We start from the raw sequence: 22,537 nt of genomic DNA, 5'->3' as shown, positions 1-22,537 counted from the left end.
GTGATGGGAGAGCATGTTCAAGAGTGGATTCTAAATGTTCAGATAAAGACATAAAAAAATGAGCGTATTTACATACACTCATTTTTACTACATTTTACTAAAATTTGCTTAACTGACTGGCATTACCCTTCCGGGAGCTTTTTTATTATTCATTTTACTAATATTTGAAATTAGAAATTTCAAATTAAAAATAGCTTAAATGACTGTTTCTGTCAGATTAAAAGTTTAACTTTCCACTAAAATACTCAGGATTCTGATTTCTCTCCCTGTTATTGTCTATGTCTATTATTGCTGCAAAAGCCGACCGGTCGAATCGCTCGATCTGGGTCGCGCTGGTGTTATTGTTTATTGGCTGTATTGGCGCCTATCAGGTGGTGGGCATTAACCAGGCACTATTATTCCTGATTGGTGGTGCACTGGGGATGACCCTGTACCATGCTTCTTTTGGTTTTACCTCAAGCTGGCGGGTGTTTATCAAGCAAGGTCGTGGTCGCGGTCTGCGTGCACAAATGATCATGCTTGGTCTGGCAGTACTGCTGTTTTTCCCAGCCTTAGGTGCAGGTGAACTGTTTGGCAATCCGGTCAATGGTTTTGTTAGCCCAGTGTCAATGTCGGTGATGATTGGTGCCTTTATTTTTGGTATTGGCATGCAGCTCGGCGGCGGCTGTGCTTCTGGTACGCTGTATACCGTGGGTGGTGGTAGCGCACGCATGCTGGTAACACTGGTATTCTTCTGCTTAGGCTCACTGATTGCCACCACGCATTTAGACTGGTGGTTTAACCTGCCGCATCTGGCACCTATTTCACTGGTCACCAGCTTAGGTGTGATGCCGGCGTTATTGCTGAACTTTGTGCTGTTTGCCCTGATTGCCTTGGTTACCGTATGGTATGAAAAGAAACGTCATGGCAGTCTGGAGGTTGAACCGGCTGCACAGCATCAGGACTGGAAACGCTTCTTACGTGGCCCGTGGCCGTTGGTATGGGGCGGTATCATCCTGACCTTGCTGAACTTTGCTACTCTTGCATTGGCTGGACGTCCTTGGGGCGTAACCTCTGCGCTGGCCGTCTGGGCCGCCAAATCGGCCAGTTTTGTGGGTGTTGATGTAGCCTCCTGGAGCTACTGGCAGCAACCAGCCAATGCCAAAGCACTGACAGAGTCGTTATGGTTTGATATTACCTCGATGATGAACTTCGGGATTATGCTCGGCGCCCTGCTGGCAGCCAGTCTGGCCGGTAAATTCGCACCGAACTTTAATATTCCAAAACGCTCGCTGATGGCAGCGATTGTTGGCGGTTTGCTGTTAGGTTATGGCGCACGCCTGGCTTATGGCTGTAATATTGGCGCCTATTTCAGTGGTATTGCCTCTGGCAGTTTACATGGCTGGCTGTGGCTGGTATTTGCCTTTATTGGCAATGGCATTGGGGTCAAACTGCGTCCATTCTTCTTCCCGGAAGAACGCCCACAACCGGAAAAGCTGACCGGCTGTTAATTCCTGACTCGCTGTTAAAAAAGCCCCAAAAGTTGGGGCTTTTTGCATCTCTGGGTTAAGATAGCCGCATACAATAAGAAATCAGGCGGGCTATGAGTTATTCACATCATCATGAAAAACATTATATTTTAAGAACGGGCTGGTTACGTGCTGCGGTGTTGGGGGCCAATGATGGGATTATCTCGGTGACCAGTCTGGTGATCGGGATGGCGGCCAGTGGTGCTTCCAGCCAGACCCTGCTGATTACCTGTATTGCCGGCCTGATTTCAGGCGCTAGTTCCATGGCTGCCGGCGAATATATTTCGGTCAAATCCCAGGAAGATATCGAGCAGGCTGATCTGCACATGGAATCCAGAGAACTGCGTAAAAACCCCGATCTGGAACTAAAAGAACTGACCCATATTTATACCTTGCGCGGCCTGACGCCTGAGCTAGCGCATGAAGTGGCGGTACAGCTGACCGCCAAAGATGCCCTAGCCGCCCACGCCCGCGATGAAATCGGCATTCATGAAAATACTGCCGCCAATGCGGTACAGGCGGCGGCATCCTCGGCGATTGCATTTTCTTTAGGGGCGCTGTTGCCTTTACTGACCATTGTCTTTAGTCCGGTGGAATATCTGGACCGAAGCATTGTGATTGTAGGTGTCTTATCGCTGGCCTTACTCGGTGCCCTGTCCAGCTATTTTGCCGGCACCTCCATGCTCAGAGGCAGCTTGCGGGTCACGGTCTGGGGCGTGGTGGCCATGCTATTCGCACACTGGATTGGCTCGTTGTTCCATGTCACACCTTTATAAAAAAACCGCCCAGCAAATCGGGCGGTTTTTTTACCTTAGGGCTGTGTTTACTGTAAAGCCGCTTTCAGGTTACAGCCATAATTCATGGTTTGCTGCACCTGACGATAGCTAGTATAGCGGTTTAAAATAAAATCATAAAAATTGTCGGCATTGGCAAAATTCTGCTTTAAATTTTCCTGTTGAGCCTGGGGCAGCTGGATCTGATCAAGCAGTTCCAGATTATAATGTCCGAGACGATACATCTCGGCAAAATAGCCATTCATCATATCGCAATAGCCGGCTTTGGTCGGCTTTAAGGCGGTACTGCTGACCAGATGCTGGTTCAAGGTCATCAGATTATCGGCATCTAAAGGAAACTGCTGGGCAAAGGCAATACTTTCCAGCTGCTTAAACTGCTGAAAATCGGCTTCCAGTTGACGGTTTAAGGCACTAAAGCGCTGCTGTAGCTGCTCTGCACTGGCCACCTGGTACTGTTCAGGCTGGACCTGTACCTGCTCTGCCTCATGTGGTCCACATGCTGTCAAACCTGTTATTGTGAGCAAAACAGCCCCTACATACCCCTTCATGCCTTTACCTTTTCCACGATACAACCCGGGCATTATACTGATGAAACCGGCCGGGATGAAAGTTAGAGCGACTTTTCATTCATATAGCGCCAGTAACGTTTCGGTACATACTGAATATGCAGCTTCATGTTCTGCCGTGCCTGAATATTGACGCTGTGAAAATAATCTTTCCACAGCTGGTCATATAAAAATTCTTCAGCATCCAGCTCGATACTAAAGGCCTGACTGTGGCCACTGCCCAGCTGGAGATCCAGCTGCCGGGCATTCATCTGAACCTGATGCACATCATCCAGATCATAATAAATGCCGTAATCACGCTGTTCGTCATAAATCAGCCAGCGCTGATCTTGGTAACGCGCCTTAAAATGCCGCTCGATCAGCGGTAATACATTAAAATCTGGCCGCACCAGACTTAAGAACAGACCATCCTGACATTTTTTAAAGCGTACAAAAGCTTCCATGCGATGTTTTTCCCGGCCCACCTGCTTGGCCCACTGTGTCATGCCCAACACCGCCGGATGGCCATAATTACCATCCACCGCATGGCCGTGTTGAAAAACATAAATGCAAAAATCAAACAGATGCTGAAAGGCCTGTTCCTGCTCCGACAAAAAGCACAGATAAAACTGACGCAAGCTGCCGGGCTGGATTTTCTGTTTCAAGCCCTGCCAGACCCGCTGTCCCTGCTCATCCTGTGAAGACACGACAATAAACTCATCAAACAGGCCATGCTGGGACTGCGGATTGGCGGTAATGTGTACATCAAACTCTTGAAAGCGAAATGCCCGAAACACACAGCAAAGCAAGCCGGTGAGCGTGCCATCAAAGCAGTAGGTGGCCATTAAAAAGCAAAGCCCAGTTGTGGCGAGAGCTGCTGCTGATATTTGGATTGCCCCGACTGTAAAATCTGCTGGCGAATCTGCTGCGCTGGCGGCTCTTTTTTAAATTTCGGGCTGTCGGCACAGCGAATAAAATGCTGGGCACGGTTATAGGCCACGCCCATGCGTTTTAGCTGATCTATATGAATGTGCCCAAACCGGCGCGCCTGCACAATTTTCTGCGCCGAACGCACGCCTATACCCGGCACCCGTAAAATCAACTGGTAGTCGGCACGGTTGATATCTACCGGAAAAGCCTCTGGATGACGCAGTGCCCAGCCCAATTTCGGGTCGACATCCAGGTCTAAATTGGGATGTTGATCATCCACCAGTTCATGCGCAGCAAAACCATAAAAACGCATTAACCAGTCACTTTGATAGAGCCGGTTTTCACGCAGCAACGGCGGCGCTGAACCGACAGCGGGCAAGGCCTTTTCCTGTGTATTAATTGGAATATAACCAGAAAAATAAACCCGTTTTAGCTTGAATTCTTTGTAGTGCCGATCGGCCATCATAATAATGTCTTGGTCGGTTTCATTATGTGCACCCACCACCATCTGCGTGGTTTGTCCGGCCGGAACAAACTTCGGTACCGATTTGATGATTTTCGATTCATCTTTCAGTTGAATCAGGCGATCGCGGACAATACCCAAATCCTTCTGCACTTCGGCATGACTTTTTTCCGGGGCAAACTGCTGTAGTCCGGCTTCGGTCGGCATTTCCAGATTAATACTCATCCGGTCAACATATAAACCGGCTTCGGTAATAATTTCCTGAGATGCGCCCGGGATGGTTTTTAAATGAATATATCCATTAAAGTTTTCTTCCAGCCGCAGCTTTTTCACCACCTGTAGCATTCGTTCCATGGTGTAATCGGCCGATTTAAAAATACCGGAACTTAAAAACAGCCCTTCAATATAATTGCGCCGGTAAAAATTTATGATCAGATCGACCACTTCCTGTACGGTAAAGGCTGCGCGTTTCACATCATTGGAACGCCGCGACACGCAATAGGCACAGTCATAAATGCAAACATTGGAGAACAGGATTTTAAGCAGCGAAACACAGCGCCCATCTTCGGTATAGCTGTGACAGATGCCATTACCGGTATTGCCCAGCCCTTGGTCTTTATTTTTGCGCCGACTGCCACTCGATGAGCAGGACACATCATATTTGGCAGCATCGGCTAAAATTTGCAGTTTTTCACGGATACGTTCAGACATGCGTTTCAGCAGAAATCAGGAGATAAGCTGATTATAAAAAAGCGAAAATGTTGCGCCTAGCAAGCCGATGCGTTAGCACGACCCAGCTTGTCGCAACGAATGTAACTACTGTGTAAAAACCGACAGATTATTTAAAAAATAAATAATGATTATGATTTGCTAATTTTGTTCAGCTTGGGCAAAGTGTAGGAAGAATAAGGAGAAATCGCATGTCTATATTGGAACAGCTCGGCATTAAACATCCTATTTTTTTAGCGCCGATGGCCGGTGTTTCGACACCTGAACTGGCTGCCGAAGTTTCCAACCAGGGCGGCTTGGGTTCACTGGGTTTAGGGGCCAGTTCAGTGGCGTCTGCCCGAGAACAGATTTTAAAAACCCAGGACCTGACCGACTGCCCTTTTCAGGTCAATTTCTTCTGTCATCAACCCGAGCCGCTGGATGAAGCTGCTGCTCAGGTCTGGCTGGATTATTTAAGTCCGCATTTTGTCCATTATGGCGTAGCGCTGCCGATCCAGCTCAAAAATCTGTATCCTAGTTTTTTAAGCAATGATGATTATCTGAATCTGGTGCTGGAAACCCGTCCTCAGGCGGTGAGTTTTCATTTTGGTATTCCGCACGCGCATCAGATTCAGGCGCTAAAACAGGCCGGGATTATCACCATGGTCTCTGCCACCAATCTGGCCGAAGCACAAGCCATTGAAGCGGCGGGTATTGATATTATTATTGCCCAAGGCGTAGAGGCTGGCGGTCATCGTGGCCTGTTTAATGCCGCTATTGATGGCGGTATCCGCACGGTAGATTTAGTGACTTTACTGACCCAGCACTGTCAGATTCCGGTGGTTGCGGCTGGTGGAATTATGAATGGTCAACATGCACAACGTGTCATGAACCTTGGCGCAGTCGCGGTACAGCTCGGGACCGCCTTTGTGCAATGTAAATCTTCCAATGCCAATGAGGCGTATCGCAAGGCTTTATTTAGCCAGAGCTGTACCCAAATTACCGATTCAATTTCCGGCCGTCCGGCACGTGGTCTGGTCAATCAGTGGCACCGTCTGGTGGATACGCCAAACCGTCCGCCGGTACCGACCTATCCCTATACCTATGATATTGGCAAGCAGTTACATGCCGCAGCCAGCCAGCAAGGCGAACAGGGATTTGGCGCATTCTGGGCCGGTGCCAACGTGGGCCTGATTCGTGACATGGAAGCCGGTGATTTAATTAATCAACTGGTGCTGGAAATGACCAGTCACTAAGCGAGAACTATAAAAAACATCTCCGCGGAGATGTTTTTTATTGGCCTGATAGTGTCTTGAATGCTTTAACGGGTGACACGTTGCCAGGCATCTTTGGCTGCAAATTTTGCTTCTTCCCAGTTCAGACGGGAATCGCCTTTCATCTGTTCCCATTTGGTGCGCAGTTCTGGCTCGGCCCGGTCAAAATCGACATTTTGTTCATATAAAGGCCGGTTTTCATAGCCCAGACGATAGGCGCCGCGATAATCACGATCATAGTCGACATCGGCATAGACACTGCGGGTTTCATTATAATATGGACGGTTCTGGTACTGATCACGCCAGTACACATCTTCTGCAGTCGGATCAATCGCATCGGCAATTTCATTACCGGCCAATCCACCGACCACACCACCGGCAATACCGCCCACTACGGCACCGACCGGTCCAGCTGCAGCACCCACGGCCGCACCGGTTGCCGCGCCCCCTAATACACCGACACTGGTGCCAACAGGATGATCGCCTGCTTCATTCATATCCGGGACACGATTGGTGTCCAAATCTGGACGTGCATTGACATCGGTCGGGTCGACATTTAAACCCTGGCTTCGTTCTTGTGGTAATTCTGTTGAGGTCTTATGGCTAAATTCAGTCACAGGACGATTAGTATTGGTCATGTTGAAACTCCCTGGATCATTGTTATTAACAAGACTGGAATATCATCTTGCCAAGTGAAGACTTACCTAGCATAGAGCAAGCCAAGCCCTGCAATGTCCAAGTCCTGTCCGTGTTCAGTGAGCGTATGTTGCCCTGTGTTCAGGTCTGTAGAGATTGTAAACGGTTGACATCCTCACCCACCTGAAAGGAGGGTGATTCCTACTGCTAGACGCTTATGCCCAAGCGCAAGTATGTTCTTGGCGGAGTTTAAATCGCGTTGATTTACACTTCCGCATTCACATTCCCATACTCTTATTCGCAAATCTATCTTTCGGACTGCTTGCGGTGATTGCACCGCAGCTCGAACAGGTTTGGGTTGTGAATCTCTCGTTGACTTCCTCAAACATGACCCCTGCGTTCTCGCATTTATACTTGAGCATGGTTTTGAGTGCTAAAAATCCTGTATCTAAAACAGATTTCGCCATTTTAGTTTTTACAAGTTTGTTCGCACTTAGATCACCAACGACAATCAGTGCATTGTCTTTCACCAGCTGGGTGCTAGCCTTGTGCAAATGGTCTTTACGACAGTTTGCAATTTTGGCGTGTAATGCACGGACACGCTTTTTATTTCTCGCTCTCTGAGCAATCCCTAATTTCTGTTCATATTGATGGTAGAACTTGGGATTGGAAATGATCGTACCATCTGAACAAGTAGCAATATCTTTTAAGCCTAGATCAATGCCCACGGCTTTTGTGGCGGTAGGTTTGTCTTGTTTGGGTGAATCAACCACTAAGCAGACATACCAACGTCCTCGACTATCCTCTACAAATGAGCCTGTTTTAATGCTGTATTTCGATAGTCCGTAACTATCCCATAGCTTGAATTGATGCTTGCCATACTGAACGTATCCATCGGCATATTTAATAGCGACCTTTTTAAAGGGTATCCAACCTAGTGATCTTCTTGCTGATTTCTTATTACTGACACGCCATCTCAATTTTGATTTTTTGAACTGTTTTCTGCGAGTGACCAATTCTTCTGTTACAGCCTGAATGGTTTGGCTATGAAGATTACATTCCTTTGATGCGCCTTTCGTGTATTTAGCAATATCGTATGCTGAAAAGAATTGTTGTTTGCGCTGTAGGTGTTTGAAACACAAATCATTGACATAGTTCCAGACAAAATTAACTTCAGATGCCAATTGGTCTAGCACCTTTGTGTGACTGTCTTTTATACGTAATTTAAGTGTTTTCATGGGCTTATATTAGGCTTGAAATATTGTTTTTTAGCAATTAAACGACATTTCATGTCGTGTCGCTTATATCTCTGACCTGAAAGACAGAGGTTTACGCTCCATTTGATAAAGTCGGGGATAAAAAATGGCGCTCTAAAGCGCCATAATTATGATAGATATTTAATTATTTAGTTTCTAACAGATTCACCTGTTCAATCTGGACATCACTCATGATGTTGCCATGTTCTAACAGTTGATTAAAATAGTTTTCCACCACCTGATACTGCTCGGCCGTGCTTTCCACACGGTACATATTCTGGCGGAATTCATTGCTAGAACGCAGTCCTTTGGTGTACCAGGCAATATGTTTACGTGAAATACGGCAGCCTGAATATTCTCCATAAAAGCTATAAAGTTCAGATAAATGCCCAAGCAATACCTGTTTGACTTCTTCAATACTCGGTGCAGCCAAATGTTCACCGGTCGTCAGATAATGGGCAATTTCACGGAAAATCCAGGGACGGCCTTGTGCCGCACGGCCAATCATAATCGCATCTGCACCGGTATAATCCAGCACCATTTTAGCTTTTTCCGGACTGTCGATGTCGCCATTGGCAATGAGGGGAATATTCAGCTCGGCCTTAACCTGCTTGATTAACTCATAACGCGCCGTGTTCAGGTACATATCTTCGCGGGTACGACCATGCAGGGCCAGCGCTGCAATACCGGCCTGCTCCGCACGCTTGGCCACACGCAGAATATTTTCCTGACCGTTTAAAAAACCGAGCCGGGTTTTTAAGGTTACCGGCACATCGACTGCTTCTACAACTGCATCTAAAATCCGGGCAACCAGATCTTCATCTTGCAGCAACGCCGAACCGGCCAGCTTATTACATACTTTTTTGGCAGGACAGCCCATATTGATATCGACAATCTGTGCACCATTGGCCACCTGATAACGCGCAGCTTCAGCCAGATCAGCCGGATCGGAGCCGGCAATTTGTGCAGAAATCGGCGCGATTTCGCCATCAAAATTGGCCCGATACAGACTTTTTTTGCTCATGCGCAAAGTCTTGTCCGAGGTCATCATTTCACTGACTGCATGGCCTGCGCCAAAATATTTGCACAGCGTTCTAAACGGCCGATCAGTGACGCCTGCCATTGGTGCCACCCACAGCTTTCGCTCAATAGGACGATCAAACAGTTCTTGAATGACAGGATGTGAACTCAATGTAGGAACCTCGGGAAACAGAAAATGCGCAGCTTATCCTGACCTGGGAGAAAACTGGATACGGCGCTGAAAACCGGGCTAGTTTAAAGCCTTCTGACTAAAATTTCTATGCATCTGTACCGACCACAGCACATCTGTTTTTAGCAGATGCTAAAAAACAAAAGCCCATCAGAAGATGAGCTTTTTGCAGCGAAACCGGCAATTAGATTGCAGTAATACCGCTGGCCTGGTCGCCTTTTTTACCCGCTACGATGGTAAATTCAACGCGCTGGCCTTCATGTAAAGTTTTGAAGCCCTGGTTGGTAATTTCGCTGTAATGAGCAAAAACGTCCTGACCTGAATCTGCCTGAATAAAACCAAAACCTTTAGTTTCATTAAACCATTTCACAGTACCAGTAACTGTATTTGACATAAGATAATCCTGTATTAAAAAACTTTTAAATTGGTCATAGATAAACCAATAATTAACTGGAAAATGACTTTGAAACTAAAAATCTGATACTACGAAGGATATTAAAAAACGACGGAGGGAAAAGATTTGCTGAAACAATAGTAATTCTTCTAGTTAAGGACCACTATACAGACTTCTGTTCTGAATGCAATAAAAATAAATTAATTCAATTTATATAACTGATTTAAAGCAATATAAAAACTTTTACCATCCAGGTTAAATTCTACCTGCTGTCCGGACTGAAGCTCAATCATTTTACCGACTTCCACCCAGATAAAACCCTGGCTCGAGCGCTGCTTCTTTTTCAGCGGCATTACTTTTACAAAAATTTCCTGACCATTGACTGCAGTGGCCAACTGCCAATTTTCTACATTATTCAACATAACTGACTCATTATATGAGCTTAGGTGATCATTTAAGAAAGCTGTTCAATTTTATTAAAATTTCATCTTTCAAAAATCGGATAAAAACACAATCAAATTTGATTATTTTAAACTTTTCACTGTCCCAATTCTCACAATTATGGACAAATATTCAATCACTATAAGCATTAAAAGTTGGATGCGGGGGCCGGATTTGAACCAACGACCTTCGGGTTATGAGCCCGACGAGCTACCAGACTGCTCCACCCCGCAAAGGAGAGTTAGCTTTATACGCTCTATATTTGCTAAACACAAGGTTTATTTAAAATACACACTAAAATAACCACGGTTCTACGCTAAAATAATTCCCTTTATTTTGATTAGAAAATTTTGCAATCATTAAAAAATAACAGATAATATTTTAAAAAATAATTCAGATGATTTTATACAGCATCTCCCTTATTTATTTAAATATTTTCTTAAAATAACAGAAGATCATCAAATTAAAATCAGTGCTTTATTTTGAAATAGAACTCAGTATCTAACCCTACAATATCCGCTTTTTGAGCCACTCAATTCTCTGGCATCTTGCAGATAAAAATTGACAGTGCAACGTAGGCCGTATACATATATATTCACACCTGTATAGCCGAATTTCTGTATACTTCATCTGCCCTGTAGGCTGACCCGTCTGGACCGAGTTTTCCTGTTTATGAAACACATCTTCCTGTCATCTGTAATCAAACCTTTAAGCCTGATTGCGTTATCTTTAAGTTTAGCTGCCTGTGGCGACAGCGCCTGGTGGAATAAAGGCGATGAGCCAAGTCTAGATGCAGATCAGATCAAACGACTAATTCCTTCCCGCGTGAAAGATCGTGATTCATGGGCCAAAGATATTTACGATATTAGTGAACAATTGGGTATTCCGCAGACCAAGGAAAATATGTGTACCATTGTCGCCGTGGTCGATCAGGAATCCAACTTTGTTGCCGATCCACAGGTCTATGGTTTAGGTGAAAAAGCAGTTAAAGAAGTCCAAGAACGTTTAGACGAGAAGTTTAAAGATAAACTCGGTGAAGCCATTGGAGGCACCATTGTCGGCTATTTTCAGGATGTACTGAAAAACCATCCAAGCCCGGAAGATAACTATTTAAGCCAGATGCGCCGGGTCAAAACCGAACGGGAACTGGATGAGCTTTATCGTGAAATTTTTGACTATATGGCCAAGCATTATCATGTGTCGGCCCTGACCGGCGCCGCCAAGCTGTTTGGTCAAAATATCGGAGAAAAGCTGAATCCGATTACCACCTTAGGTTCGATGCAGGTGCATATCAGTTATGCCAAGGAACATAAACGCCAAGGCGGCAATATTGCAGAATTACGTACCGATTTATACAGCCAATATGGTGGCCTGTATTATGGTATTCACCGTCTGATGATGTATCCGGCTGATTATGATAAACCGCTATATCGCTTTGCCGATTATAACTCGGGTATGTATTCCAGCCGTAATGCCGCTTTTCAGAGCATGCTGAATGATTTAACCGAAGCCGAATTATCTCTAGATGGTGATTTACTGCTCTATAGCAAAGATGGCGGTGTTCGCAGTGCCAAGAGTCAATCTGAACGCGAGCTGATTAGTGTTTTTGCCAAACATAATATTGTGCTCACCCCACGCCAGATCCGCTCCGATCTGAAAAAAGAAAAAGAGCAGGATTTTGAAGATACCGCCTCGTATCACGCCTTATTAAAACTGTATCAGGAACAAACTGGCAAAGCACCATTTTATGCGATGATGCCAGAGGTGGTAATTTCCGGGCCAAAACTCAGCCGTGATTATAATACCAACTGGTTTGCTACTCGGGTCAACGGGCGATATACCACATGCATGCAAAAAGCCAAAAATATAAAAATCTAGCCTTATTCGATTTTGATGGAACCCTGTATGAGCATGATAGTTTTACCGGGTTCATTTTTTATGCCTTGAGAAAACGGCATATTGTAAAACGCGGCCTGCAAATTTTGCCGTGGATTCAGGCGTATTATTTAAAGCTCTATCCAGCCCATCGCATGCGCCCAAAACTCTATGCCAGCATGTTTAAAAATAGTGATGCAGAGGAAATTCTGCAATTGGCTCAGGAGTATGCTGTAACCTTGATAGCTAAACTTGATCCTGCTTTATTCAATCAATTCAAACAACATCAACAACTTGGCCATGATGTCGTTCTTGTTTCTGCATCTGTAGATTTATATTTAAAACCAGTCTGTCGCTATTTAAATATTGATTTAATCTGTAGCGAAGTAGAAATCAAAGCTGGGAAAATGACCGGATTCTATCAAACCGCAGACTGTAGTAATGAGCAAAAGAAAATCAGGATTTTAGAGAAATATAATCTGGACGATTATGCTGAAATTTATGCTTATGGTAATAGTGATGAAGATGAGGAAATGCTGAGATTAGCAACTTATTCCTATATGGTCGGAACGGATCAACAATTACCTGAAATTATTGATTGTAGAAAATTGGCTTAGATTAAAGTCACACAAAAAATATGGGGGAAAAGTAACTCGATTAGCTGAAAGAACACCTCTAAAGCTAAGGCGATTATCTCTACCAGATAGAATCCGCTCTAAAAATTGTCCTAGAAAGTCACTGGGCTGGGTATACACCCAGTGAAGTTGTCTCTGATTTTTATACTGTTGTACTTGTCGCTTGAATCCGCCAAGTTCTACCAATAAAATTTCACATATAACGCAAACTTGATAATGTCATGACTTTTTGAGCAGGCGTAGGACTCCCAGTAGTTTTCCGACTATTTAGTGTTATGCTAACAAAACTATAATTTTTATTAAGTATAACTATACTTGAGAATCTAAGGTATGGAATTAAATCCACTTATACATACAAACATTACCAATAAAAAACCACTTCAAAAGAAGTGGTTCTTAGTCCCAAGAAAGACTATTTCTTGAATGGGAAAGCATACTTCACAATACGTTTAATCACACTGCCATACTGTTTAACCAGACTGGCATTGTTATAGTTTAGCCCGTATTTTTCACATACTGCTTGAACCTTTGGTGCCATCTGACGGTAACGGCGAGCTGGAACATCCGGGTACAAGTGATGTTCAATCTGATGGCTCAAGTGCCCTGTCAAGATATGGAATGCTTCAGAACCAGTCAGGTTAGAAGAACCACGGATCTGACGCATATACCAGTGACCACGGCTTTCATTTTGCAGTACCGATTTCGGAAACACCTCAACATCTTTGGTGAAGTGACCACAGAAAATAATACTGAAGGTCCAGATGTTACGAATCCCGTTGGCCACCAGGTTGCCAGTGAATACTGGTAACGCTGCAGGACCAGCAATCAGCGGGAAGAATACATAGTCTTTAAACAGCTGTTTAGAGATTTTACGCTGTAAAGGTTTCCACTCTTCTTTCAGCTCAGCCTTGGTTTTACGGCCCATCCACACTTTACCAAGTTCCAGGTTTTGAATCGCCACACCCCACTGGAACAGTAAACAGAATGGAATACTGTAAACCGGTTGTAGCAGATGACCCGGTTTCCAGCGTTGTTCTGGGAACAGACGTACCAGACCATAGCCGATATCATCATCCATACCTTTAATATTGGTATAGGTATGATGTTTGTAGTTATGGGTTTGACGCCAGTTTTCAGAGGTACCGACAATATCCCACTCATAGGTCTGACCGTTGAATTTTGGATCGTTCATCCAGTCATATTGACCGTGCATGACGTTATGGCCAAGTTCCATATTTTCCATGATTTTGGCAAAGCCGAGTAGACCAGTACCCAAAATCCAGGCTGGCGGGAACCAGCCAGCAAACAGGCAGGCACGACCCGCAATAGAAGCATAACGGATGGTTGAGTATACACGGCGGATGTATTTGGCATCTTTTTCGCCTAAATCATCCAGCACTTCCTGCTTGATGGCGTCTAATTCACGCGCCAATTCATCCAGTTCTAATTGGGTTAATTCGCGGTTTTTAGGATTTTTAAAATATTCAAATTTGACTGGCATATTCATAGTGAGTGTACCCGCTTATAAGTCAATAACTAAGTCTGTTTGTGCCGAATTCACGCAAAGCTTGAGCAAATTACCCGGTTCGGTGTTTTGCGCACCATTCACCAGATTTTTGGTCGAGCCTTCGACTTTGTTGCAGGCACATTTATTACAAATTCCCATACGGCAGCCATGCTTCGGTTGAATATTCTGCTGCTCCAGGCTGGTCAAAATAGATTGGCCTTTGGGAATGGTCACGGTTTTATTCGATTGGGTTAAGGTCACCTGCACAAAACCAGCTTCTTCATTGAGCATTGGGCTCATGCTAAAGGCTTCAGTTTTTAATTGTTGTGCATGCGCAAACAGTTCTTCTACCCGTGCAGCAAAACCCGATGGACCACAGGCATAGACTGCGCTCTGTTCAATCTGCTCAAGGGCTTGCAGATGGCTTTCATTCAGACGCTGTGCCGGTGTTTCCCCTGCCTGGGTATAAAACACGTCAAAGCGAAAGTGTGGATATTGTGTCGCCCATTGTTCAAACTGGGTTTTAAAAGCAACATCGGCAAAGGTTTTTACCCAGTACATCAGTTTAACCGGGGTCTGCTTTAATTGACCCGATTTGGCCAAAGCATCGACCAGGCTATACATTGGGGTAATACCACTACCGGCAGCCAGCAAAATGAGTGGCTGTGTCGCTTCAGGCAACAACATATCGCCATAAGGCTGGCCAAATTCCAGAATATCGCCCACATTGGCCTGATTGACCAACCAGCTGCTGACTTTACCCTGATCGACTTTTTTAACGGTTAACAGCACATGCTGAGTATCCAGTTGCGTCAGGCTGTAGGTACGCTCATAGCGAATTCCTTCAATGGTGACAAAGACCGGGTGATGTTGGCCCGCCTGTCCAAGCTGGAATTTCTGATTGAACTGCACCATCAGGCTGACCGTGTCCTGCGCGGTCTGCTGCTTTTGCACAATCTTGCCCAATGCCTGATTCACAGACCACAACGGATTGATTTTTTGTAACCAGAAGTTTGCCGAGTACGGATCAACAATCGCACTCGCAAGAGATTTGAGGGGAGATTTCGACTTTTCGATAACGTGCATAGCCTACACCACGCGATGAATTCTCAATTATTATACACATGTATATATATTTGTATATACGTTTGTATTGTTTCTATTCATTTCACAAGTTCACACACAACGGCTATACTACTGAAAAGCCTTTCAGCTCTGGACCCTATGACTCAGCCTGCCATGAAAATAAGTAATGATGTTCTTGCCCAAGATGTTCCCAACATCCGTGAACCCATGACGGTGCGTACGGTCGGCAGGAAAGCGACCATTACCAAGGAAGAGCTGTTTCAGGCTGCACTGAATCTGATCGGACCCCAAAAAAGTATTGCCTCTTTAAGCCTGCGTGAAGTCGCGCGCGAAGCCGGTATTGCACCGAATAGTTTTTATCGTCACTTTAAAGATATTGATGAGCTGGCCATTGCCCTGATTGACCGGGCCGGCCATGTGCTGCGTCAGATTCTGAATCAGGCACGTTTAAAAGCATCCAAACAGAACAGCATTATCCGCACCTCGGTTGAAGTCTTTATTGAACAGCTAGATGCTGATGAAGGTAATTTAAGTCTGCTGTTGCGTGAAGGCTATACCGGATCGACGTCTTATAAGCAGGCAGTGGAACGTCAGCTGAACTATTTCCAGCAGGAACTGAAAGATGACCTGATTCGTCTGGAGCGTTTGAATAACAGCAAACTGTCCCATCCGGAGATTGTTTCTTCAGCCATTACCCAGCTGGTGTTTAATATGGGTGCCAAAGTGATTGATATGCCCGCCAATGAACGTAAAATCATTGCCGAGCAAACCATGATCATGATCCGGATGCTGCTCGAAGGCGCACGCCATTTAGATGAAGCACAAATCCGTTAACTGGATTTTAAACTGCTTATTTAAAGTGTTGATCGAATCCGCTGCTGCACATCGCGTGCGCTCTGCTCAGGAGATTCCAGCGGGAACATATGCCCACCCGCTACAACACTAAACTCAATGCCATATATCTTTTTTAGTCCCTGCGGGAAACCTTGCTTATAAAAAGCACTCTGCTCTGCCGTGATTAAATGCACCGGTAAATTTGGGGCTTTACGCGGCCAACGCCACCACCAGCTTGGTACAGTTCTAAAAATATCTGCCTCGACCTGTTTTGGAATCTGTAAGCTGATGCCGGCCTCATCTTCTCTAAGACCATGCCGGATAAAATCCTGAAAACAGCGCTCATCAAACTGTTTAAACAAGGCATTGCCACGTAACTGCTGATAAGCCTGCTCACGGCTCGACCAGGCGTCTTTACGTTTCAGACTCAGCCCGGCCGGGGTTAAACGGTCAATCTGTTTTGAACCCAGCTTTTGCAATAACTCGAATATCGGCGCTGTTTTACCAAGCACAAAAGGCGGGTCCATTAAAATCAGCTGGCTAAATAAATCTGGCCGTTGATAAGATGCCATCAGCAACACCAGCGCGCCAAAAGAATGCCCCAAACCGACCACCGCCTGTTTTGGTGTTTGTAACTCGATATCGGCAATGACCTGCGCCACCAGTTTTTCCCATTTTGGCTCAACCGGATAGTCCGGATTCAGGCCAATGACCGGAATATATTTCAGCTCAATATCGGCATCAAAATAATCAAAAAAGGTCTGATAGCAAGGACTGGCGATGCCATTGGCATGGGCAAAATAAACAACAGTTTTGGTCATAAAGGTATTTGAAGCAGATAATCCATTTTGCAGGAGGTAATTTTAATTTTTGCTGCGATTCTCAAGATTAGCCAGGCTGGTTCAACACTCTACGCCTGACCAATATATTTATTTAGCCGACACCACCAGATTCTGGCTAGGCAAGAAAGTTGCACCGCAGGTGGTTTTATCACCAACAATCACCACGCCACGCCCTTTGACCTGGGTGGTTGGATCAGCCGCAATGGCCGCTACTGTAGTTTTACATTTTGGACAATAATGCTTCATGCCATTTAAATGCACGGCAATGCCATTAATAACAAATGAACTTTCACATTCAGCAACCACACCGCCATGTGAAGTTTTAGAGCCTAAAGTGACTAATGCTTTACCCATCGTTGTTATATCTTTTAAAAATTTGGCTCATCTTAGCATGAACATTTTACCGGACTCTAGTGCACTGATCGCCGGGCTGTTCATGTCCGGCAAATCAGTATTAAAAAAGCACCCTTCAAATTAGACTAAAAGTGTCCAACTTTCGGGGTGCAGTTCAGAAGGTGCTTTTCTAAAAATTACGACTGTTATGGTTTAACCACCACCATCACCTGAATCGCTTCCGGGGTAACCGCAATACCGTCAAGCAGGCTTAAACCTTCTTTTTGCAATTTCTGCAAACGGCTGATTTCATCTTCACGGATGCTTGGGTTAAATTGCTTCAGATACGTTAGACGGTCAATTTCATATTGCCATTTCGCGCCATACATCTCTTTGGCCTGCTCTTTTAAGCCCGGCAAGGCAGTTTTGGCAATGTCCAGCGCCTGTGCATAACGCTGCTCAATCACTTCACGGCGTGCTTTTACCACCTGACGGCAGCTATTGCCATCTAAATGATGTAAATACGGTTTTAAGATTTCAGGGGCAATTTTTTGCGACAGATCCTGACCTTTTTCACTCAGCAATACACGAATCAATTGCTGCGGCAAGCTTGATGGCAGGTTCAATGCTTTTGGTGCAATCACATCAACCTTGAACCACACTTCCAGCAGCACCGAACCTTGCGGTAATGCAGCTGACTTTAACACCGCCACATTGGTACTACCAAAGCTTTGGGTATTGATCATTTCCATCACGCTTTCGGTAAATGGATGTTCCAAAGTCAGATATTGTGCATCTTCGCGGATTTGAGCCTGATCACGATAGAAGGTCGCAGTCATGCCCTCTTCATCTAAAGTCAGACCTTGTACCTGCATCTGGTCTGTTGGCTTGATGATGACTGTGCCATTGCTTTGTTCATCAAAGTCGATGTTGGTTGAAGCCATAAAGCGCTTCATGAACATTGGCAAGGTAGTGTTGTCATCATAATCTTCCAGCGCCTGGACAATTTCCTGTGCCACCACCGGACGGCAAGAGTTGTATTCCAGCAGGCGGTCACGGCCTTCCTGCAATTCAGCTTCCAAAGCTTCGCGCTGTACGCTAACCGCTTCCAGCAATTCTTCAAACTGCTGGCCTTGATCTGCCAGTAAGCAGTCTTTTAATTCAACAATGAAGTTTTCCTGCAAAGTCTGCGCCGTTGGGGAAATATTGCTGAAAATATTCAACGCTTCGTTATACCAGCGGAACATGCGTTCTTGCGCCGTACCGAGTAAATACGGCACATGAATTTGAATCCGATTTTCCTGACCAATCCGGTCTAGACGGCCAATTCGCTGTTCCAGTACGTCCGGGTTCGCCGGTAAATCAAATAAAATTAAATCCGATGCAAACTGGAAGTTACGCCCTTCTGAACCAATTTCCGAACAGAGCAGGATTTGCGCACCATAGGAATCTTCTGCGAAATACGCCGCCGCCTGGTCACGTTCCAGCAGGCTCATACCTTCATGGAACATCGCAGTACGAATACCGGCGTGTAAACGCAGTGCATTTTCTAGCGCTTCCACCACCGGACCACTACGTGCAATCAGTAGCACTTTTTTGTGTTTTAAATCGCTGCGCAGCTTTTCCATCAGCCACATTACACGCGGATCGGTTTCCATCCACGCACCATCAAGCTGGCCTTCTTCTGGCCACATCTGTTCACGCAACTTGCCCTCTTTGGCCCAGTGCTCTGGGGCTGGCAGTGGTGCTGGCTGACAGTCCCGTCCCGGGAAGCCCTGAATCGCTTCACGGGTGTTACGGAATAAAATACGGCCGGTACCATGACGGTCTAACAGTTCATGAATGGCGCGGAAACGCTGTTCCGGATGGTCTTCAATGCGATGGCCCAGTAAGCCTTCCAAAGCGGCCAGATGACCTTCTTCCAGTGGCATGTCGGACATCAGCACTTCGGCAATTTTGGCTGTTTGCTGATATTGCGCTTCTTCATCCAGGAAACGGTCCAACGAACTGAAACGTTGAGGATCGAGCAGGCGTAAACGGGCAAAGTGACTTTCAACACCCAACTGTTCTGGGGTTGCAGTTAAGAGCAACACACCGGCCGTTTGTTCAGCAAATTCTTCGACCAGATCATAACGGTCATTGCCGCCTTCTTCTTCTGACCACATCAGGTGATGCGCTTCATCAACCACCAGTAAATCAAAACCAGCTTCAAGTGCCTGCTCACGCAGATCTTCGTGGTCAATCATCAGGTCAATAGAAGCAATAATACATTGCTCGGTCAGGAACGGGTTTAAATCCGGGTCATGTTCTTTAATTGACGCTGTACGGGTCAGATCAAATAAAGAGAACTGCAGGTTGAAACGGCGGCGCATTTCAATCATCCACTGATATTGCAGTGAATCTGGCACCAAAATTAAAATACGTTCAGAACGGCCGGTTTTGAGCTGCTGATGGATAATCAGACCAGCTTCAATAGTTTTACCCAAACCCACTTCATCGGCCAGTAATACACGCGGTGCAAAACGCTTACCGACTTCGTGGGCAATATACAGCTGATGCGGAATCAGGCCCACACGCGAACCAATCAGGCCACGCAGCGGACTGCTGTGCATATTGGCCTGCATCAACAGCGCTTCAATACGCAGGTCATACCATTCTTTATAATCAATCTGGCTGGCCAGTAAACGGTCTAGGGGTTTAGACAGCTGGATTTGTGCGCCAATTCGGGTTTCATTCAGCGATTTCTGTTCTTCTGAACCATCTTCCAGCTGACGTACCACGTTATAACGCACCACGCCACCGCGATCTTCCAGACTCTGAACCGTCCATTTCAGGCCTTCCTGGTCCTGTACTTCATCGCCCGCATTAAACACGATACGGGACAAAGGTGCATTGTTACGTGCATAGACACGGGTTTCGTCACTCTTGGGGAATAAAATGCTGATTGAACGTTCATCTACATCAATAAGAACGCCTAAGCCCAGTTCTGTTTCTGTATCTGACAACCAACGTTGACCAATAGCAAACTGCTGCAATTTTTCCACCTTTTTCTAGAAGTTAGGACTGTCGCGTTATCACTCAAGGACTGCTTGCCATTTGAGCAAAATTTGACATCGTAAAGCAATATATTTTGACATAAAGCCCACCAAAAAGTGAGCTTAAATTCATGAGGATATGTTTCCCTTAAAACGGCACCGGGCAATTAAACTCCAGTGTTTCTCCCGTTTGAGGATGTTGAAAACTTAAATACGCCGCATGCAAACACAGGCGTGGAGACAGCTGTTGCTGCTCTGGCGTGGCATATAAGGTATCGCCAATAATTGGATGACCCAGATATTGCATATGCACCCGCAGCTGATGCGAACGGCCGGTAATTGGAATAAGTTTGACCCGCGTAACCGCCTGTCCATTTATTTCAAACTGTTCCAGCGCCTGCCAGTGGGTAAGCGCCGGTTTCGAATGAGAAGGATCGGCCATATGCAACGGCGGACGGGTTGGATCATAGACCACCGGCACATCAATGGTGCCTTCGCCGTATAGATGCCCGGCCACCACTGCCTGATAATGCTTATCGGTCTGGCGTTCCTGAAACTGGCGTGAAATCTTGTTTTGCCCCAAGCGGCTAAGACCAAACACCAAAATACCTGAGGTGTCACGATCCAGACGATGAATTAACAGGGTTTTAGGCTCAATGGCGACCAAACGGCTGATCAGGCAGTCTTGTAAATCTGCTGTTTTTCCTGGCACTGTGAGTAAGCCGGCCGGTTTATGGATGAGCATAAAATCTTCATCTCGATAAATCAGGTGTTCGGTTAGAAAATTACTCAAAGTACACTTCCAGGCTGATCGCGAAAATAAGGCGGCAATGATAAAAACCTTGCACCACAATTACAATGCAATTTGCGCAAATTGCAGACGTTTTTTCCGATTTTGCTGAATAAAAATGTCAATTTTCTGAAAATGGCAAATTTAGTCCGTTAAAATCTGCAGCAATCCGTGAAGTGTGGGTTTGGACTGCAGATCTTCATAGCGAATATTGGCACCATTGGCACGCCATAAACCGACCAGACTGACCATACTTACCGAATCCAGACCATAATTTTTTAGGTCGACATAAGGATCAATTTCCAAGGCATCCATATCCAGCTGTTCTGCGACAGCCAACATAATGCCTTTGGTCGACAATACATATTCTGACGGCGCACTTAAATCCCATAAGCGAGTCAGGCTATAGGTATTTAAGTGATGTATCCCCTGTGCCGAAATATTTTCAATCCACTGAATATGCTGTTCCTGATTCACCAATAAAATCGCATCGTCGACCACACCGATTTGATCCGTCACACTCATCAGATGCGGCAAAATCTGTTTCAGCATTGGCGTGACCTGACCGGCAAAAATCAGTTGGGGATGGGTTGAAGCGTATTCACCCAACTGCTGCATGCCTTGCAGGACATCATCGCCGTATAGATCGACAATAGGAATGTCCAGTGCTTTGGCTTTATTGCTGATCTGGATCAGATGAGTCATCAGGTCGCTGTCCTGTATACCTACCATCATCCTTAGGTTTTGCAGTCCTACCAGTACCAAAACAGATTCATTTGATGCAAGCTGCCATTTGGCTTGAGATGGTACGAGTTGGATTTTTTTGGGCATGAGGTACAGCATGGAAGGCTCTTATAAATACAAAATAGCATGATGATTCATGCTATTTTAGTTTAGCATCGATTTAAAAAACACTTTGATTTCACAGACGTTTATTGTTCTAATTTCGTATAATCGCCATTATCTTAAATAAGCATAATTCAATACAAGCAATTGATCGAACTATAGATTAATTTAGGTAGTTAAATCATTAACCCTATTTGAAACAATGAAAATAAAAACTTACTCTTCTAAAGGCTTTATCGGAGTTTTATTGCTCATACGCTCTGAAATATGAAGTAACTGAGCAGCCTGGGACTGGGTTATGCGTTGATCACAGATTTCCTGCAAGACCGACAATCGTTTAAGTTCTTTATCCGACATAGACACCAACATATCAAACCGTCCGCTAAGGAAATTGCAAAAATGCATATTCTAAAAGCAGACATTTTTACTTTGGAGAAACCGGACATTTCTATTTTGGGCTTACAAATGTTGTTATTCCAAAGTAGAAATGTCCTATCTTAAAACCAAATAGAAATGTCCTATACAGACATTTCCAAGTCAAGCACAGGATTCAGATTTCGTTGTTGAATTGCTGTTTTCTGTGCACGTCTTCTTG

Annotated in this window: 20 protein-coding genes, 1 tRNA gene and 1 pseudogene; 6 read left to right on the top strand and 16 right to left on the bottom strand. The window is 45.2% G+C overall.

Translation table 11 applies throughout. The features are described 5' to 3' along the window. The first annotated feature begins 278 nt into the window (after nt 1-278). Nucleotides 279-1,490 (top strand): YeeE/YedE family protein, encoded by a 1,212-nt coding sequence (locus FTT63_RS12170; RefSeq protein ID WP_180192355.1) that lies wholly within the window; start codon nt 279-281, stop codon nt 1,488-1,490. 92 nt (nt 1,491-1,582) lie between these two features. Further along, nucleotides 1,583-2,284 (top strand): VIT family protein, encoded by a 702-nt coding sequence (locus FTT63_RS12165; protein WP_005178853.1) that lies wholly within the window; start codon nt 1,583-1,585, stop codon nt 2,282-2,284. Nucleotides 2,285-2,331: 47 nt separating this feature from the next. Here FTT63_RS12165 and FTT63_RS12160 read toward each other — a convergent pair whose 3' ends face one another. The 3 genes from FTT63_RS12160 to FTT63_RS12150 form a co-directional block, all read right to left on the bottom strand. Next, a complete protein-coding gene (locus FTT63_RS12160) occupies nt 2,332-2,850 on the bottom strand; it encodes a hypothetical protein (RefSeq protein WP_005178855.1) in 519 nt (172 codons plus the stop codon). 62 nt (nt 2,851-2,912) lie between these two features. Further along, complete coding sequence (locus FTT63_RS12155) at nt 2,913-3,692, bottom strand: TIGR03915 family putative DNA repair protein (RefSeq protein WP_168407662.1); 780 nt, start codon at nt 3,690-3,692, stop codon at nt 2,913-2,915. Beyond that, nucleotides 3,692-4,951: a putative DNA modification/repair radical SAM protein gene (locus FTT63_RS12150; RefSeq protein ID WP_180192354.1), complete on the bottom strand. Its 1,260-nt coding sequence runs from the start codon at nt 4,949-4,951 to the stop codon at nt 3,692-3,694. Before FTT63_RS12150 ends, FTT63_RS12155 begins: the two co-directional genes overlap by 1 nt. A 209-nt stretch (nt 4,952-5,160) precedes the next feature. On the opposite strand from FTT63_RS12150, the gene FTT63_RS12145 reads away from it, so the two are divergent. Continuing rightward, nucleotides 5,161-6,204 carry a nitronate monooxygenase family protein gene (locus FTT63_RS12145; protein WP_127800501.1) on the top strand — a complete coding sequence of 348 codons (1,044 nt, stop codon included), beginning with the start codon at nt 5,161-5,163 and terminating at the stop codon, nt 6,202-6,204. Between the two features lie 65 nt (nt 6,205-6,269). On the opposite strand, the gene FTT63_RS12140 is transcribed toward FTT63_RS12145, so the two are convergent. The 6 genes and pseudogenes from FTT63_RS12140 to FTT63_RS12115 form a co-directional block, all read right to left on the bottom strand. Beyond that, entirely contained in the window at nt 6,270-6,860 is a 591-nt protein-coding gene (locus FTT63_RS12140; RefSeq protein ID WP_005178874.1) for a hypothetical protein, read from the bottom strand. 173 nt (nt 6,861-7,033) lie between these two features. Further along, nucleotides 7,034-8,096: pseudogene (locus FTT63_RS12135) on the bottom strand (RNA-guided endonuclease InsQ/TnpB family protein). Between the two features lie 163 nt (nt 8,097-8,259). Beyond that, the gene (dusB, locus tag FTT63_RS12130) at nt 8,260-9,279 is read right to left on the bottom strand and encodes a tRNA dihydrouridine synthase DusB (protein WP_257233299.1); all 1,020 of its coding nucleotides are present in this window, start codon (nt 9,277-9,279) and stop codon (nt 8,260-8,262) included. Nucleotides 9,280-9,508: 229 nt separating this feature from the next. Continuing rightward, nucleotides 9,509-9,718, bottom strand: coding sequence for a cold-shock protein (locus tag FTT63_RS12125; RefSeq protein ID WP_005178879.1), 210 nt, complete (start codon nt 9,716-9,718; stop codon nt 9,509-9,511). 200 nt (nt 9,719-9,918) lie between these two features. Next, the gene (locus FTT63_RS12120) at nt 9,919-10,140 is read right to left on the bottom strand and encodes a hypothetical protein (protein ID WP_005178882.1); all 222 of its coding nucleotides are present in this window, start codon (nt 10,138-10,140) and stop codon (nt 9,919-9,921) included. A gap of 175 nt (nt 10,141-10,315) precedes the next feature. Next, nucleotides 10,316-10,392, bottom strand: a tRNA-Met gene (locus FTT63_RS12115). Between the two features lie 439 nt (nt 10,393-10,831). Between FTT63_RS12115 and FTT63_RS12110 the strand changes: the two genes are divergently transcribed. Both FTT63_RS12110 and FTT63_RS12105 read left to right on the top strand, forming a co-directional pair. Beyond that, entirely contained in the window at nt 10,832-12,037 is a 1,206-nt protein-coding gene (locus FTT63_RS12110) for a DUF1615 domain-containing protein (protein WP_180192353.1), read from the top strand. Continuing rightward, nucleotides 12,004-12,651 (top strand): HAD-IB family hydrolase, encoded by a 648-nt coding sequence (locus FTT63_RS12105; RefSeq protein ID WP_180192352.1) that lies wholly within the window; start codon nt 12,004-12,006, stop codon nt 12,649-12,651. The genes FTT63_RS12110 and FTT63_RS12105 overlap by 34 nt, the downstream gene beginning before the upstream one ends. 430 nt (nt 12,652-13,081) lie before the next feature. Here the strand turns inward: FTT63_RS12105 and FTT63_RS12100 are convergent, their stop codons facing one another. Then, nucleotides 13,082-14,176: an acyl-CoA desaturase gene (locus FTT63_RS12100; RefSeq protein ID WP_180192351.1), complete on the bottom strand. Its 1,095-nt coding sequence runs from the start codon at nt 14,174-14,176 to the stop codon at nt 13,082-13,084. A 15-nt stretch (nt 14,177-14,191) separates the two neighbouring features. Beyond that, the gene (locus FTT63_RS12095; protein WP_180088768.1) at nt 14,192-15,262 is read right to left on the bottom strand and encodes a ferredoxin reductase; all 1,071 of its coding nucleotides are present in this window, start codon (nt 15,260-15,262) and stop codon (nt 14,192-14,194) included. 207 nt (nt 15,263-15,469) lie between these two features. Here FTT63_RS12095 and fabR point away from each other — a divergent pair, with 207 nt between their 5' ends. Continuing rightward, nucleotides 15,470-16,096 (top strand): HTH-type transcriptional repressor FabR, encoded by a 627-nt coding sequence (gene fabR / locus FTT63_RS12090; protein ID WP_228151050.1) that lies wholly within the window; start codon nt 15,470-15,472, stop codon nt 16,094-16,096. A 20-nt stretch (nt 16,097-16,116) separates the two neighbouring features. Here the strand turns inward: fabR and FTT63_RS12085 are convergent, their stop codons facing one another. The 5 genes from FTT63_RS12085 to FTT63_RS12065 all read right to left on the bottom strand — a co-directional run bounded on the left by FTT63_RS12085 (nt 16,117) and on the right by FTT63_RS12065 (nt 21,939). Then, nucleotides 16,117-16,917, bottom strand: coding sequence for an alpha/beta fold hydrolase (locus FTT63_RS12085; protein WP_180192350.1), 801 nt, complete (start codon nt 16,915-16,917; stop codon nt 16,117-16,119). A 108-nt stretch (nt 16,918-17,025) separates the two neighbouring features. Then, a complete protein-coding gene (locus tag FTT63_RS12080) occupies nt 17,026-17,292 on the bottom strand; it encodes a PAAR domain-containing protein (RefSeq protein ID WP_005178913.1) in 267 nt (88 codons plus the stop codon). A gap of 185 nt (nt 17,293-17,477) precedes the next feature. Beyond that, nucleotides 17,478-20,315: an RNA polymerase-associated protein RapA gene (rapA, locus tag FTT63_RS12075; protein WP_104513564.1), complete on the bottom strand. Its 2,838-nt coding sequence runs from the start codon at nt 20,313-20,315 to the stop codon at nt 17,478-17,480. Nucleotides 20,316-20,454: 139 nt separating this feature from the next. Next, the gene (locus FTT63_RS12070; protein WP_163145690.1) at nt 20,455-21,099 is read right to left on the bottom strand and encodes an RluA family pseudouridine synthase; all 645 of its coding nucleotides are present in this window, start codon (nt 21,097-21,099) and stop codon (nt 20,455-20,457) included. A 141-nt stretch (nt 21,100-21,240) separates the two neighbouring features. After that, complete coding sequence (locus tag FTT63_RS12065) at nt 21,241-21,939, bottom strand: phosphopantetheine-binding protein (protein WP_180192349.1); 699 nt, start codon at nt 21,937-21,939, stop codon at nt 21,241-21,243. Nucleotides 21,940-22,537 lie beyond the last annotated feature (598 nt).

The organism is Acinetobacter sp. C15 (genome assembly GCF_013420645.1).
GTDB lineage: Bacteria > Pseudomonadota > Gammaproteobacteria > Pseudomonadales > Moraxellaceae > Acinetobacter > Acinetobacter indicus.
Note: the sequence above shows the minus strand (reverse complement) of the source record. Positions and strands in the feature narration are given on the sequence as shown.

Excerpts from the sequence above, each read along its gene's own strand:
- FTT63_RS12170 (WP_180192355.1), top strand. The coding sequence starts at position 279 with ATGTCTATTATTGCTGCAAAAGCCGACCGGTCGAATCGCTCGATCTGG.
- FTT63_RS12165 (WP_005178853.1), top strand. The coding sequence starts at position 1,583 with ATGAGTTATTCACATCATCATGAAAAACATTATATTTTAAGAACGGGC.
- FTT63_RS12160 (WP_005178855.1), bottom strand. The coding sequence starts at position 2,850 with ATGAAGGGGTATGTAGGGGCTGTTTTGCTCACAATAACAGGTTTGACA.
- FTT63_RS12155 (WP_168407662.1), bottom strand. The coding sequence starts at position 3,692 with ATGGCCACCTACTGCTTTGATGGCACGCTCACCGGCTTGCTTTGCTGT.
- FTT63_RS12150 (WP_180192354.1), bottom strand. The coding sequence starts at position 4,951 with ATGTCTGAACGTATCCGTGAAAAACTGCAAATTTTAGCCGATGCTGCC.
- FTT63_RS12145 (WP_127800501.1), top strand. The coding sequence starts at position 5,161 with ATGTCTATATTGGAACAGCTCGGCATTAAACATCCTATTTTTTTAGCG.
- FTT63_RS12140 (WP_005178874.1), bottom strand. The coding sequence starts at position 6,860 with ATGACCAATACTAATCGTCCTGTGACTGAATTTAGCCATAAGACCTCA.
- FTT63_RS12125 (WP_005178879.1), bottom strand. The coding sequence starts at position 9,718 with ATGTCAAATACAGTTACTGGTACTGTGAAATGGTTTAATGAAACTAAA.
- FTT63_RS12120 (WP_005178882.1), bottom strand. The coding sequence starts at position 10,140 with ATGTTGAATAATGTAGAAAATTGGCAGTTGGCCACTGCAGTCAATGGT.
- FTT63_RS12110 (WP_180192353.1), top strand. The coding sequence starts at position 10,832 with ATGAAACACATCTTCCTGTCATCTGTAATCAAACCTTTAAGCCTGATT.
- FTT63_RS12105 (WP_180192352.1), top strand. The coding sequence starts at position 12,004 with ATGCATGCAAAAAGCCAAAAATATAAAAATCTAGCCTTATTCGATTTT.
- FTT63_RS12100 (WP_180192351.1), bottom strand. The coding sequence starts at position 14,176 with ATGAATATGCCAGTCAAATTTGAATATTTTAAAAATCCTAAAAACCGC.
- FTT63_RS12095 (WP_180088768.1), bottom strand. The coding sequence starts at position 15,262 with ATGCACGTTATCGAAAAGTCGAAATCTCCCCTCAAATCTCTTGCGAGT.
- fabR (WP_228151050.1), top strand. The coding sequence starts at position 15,470 with ATGACGGTGCGTACGGTCGGCAGGAAAGCGACCATTACCAAGGAAGAG.
- FTT63_RS12085 (WP_180192350.1), bottom strand. The coding sequence starts at position 16,917 with ATGACCAAAACTGTTGTTTATTTTGCCCATGCCAATGGCATCGCCAGT.
- FTT63_RS12080 (WP_005178913.1), bottom strand. The coding sequence starts at position 17,292 with ATGGGTAAAGCATTAGTCACTTTAGGCTCTAAAACTTCACATGGCGGT.
- FTT63_RS12065 (WP_180192349.1), bottom strand. The coding sequence starts at position 21,939 with ATGCTGTACCTCATGCCCAAAAAAATCCAACTCGTACCATCTCAAGCC.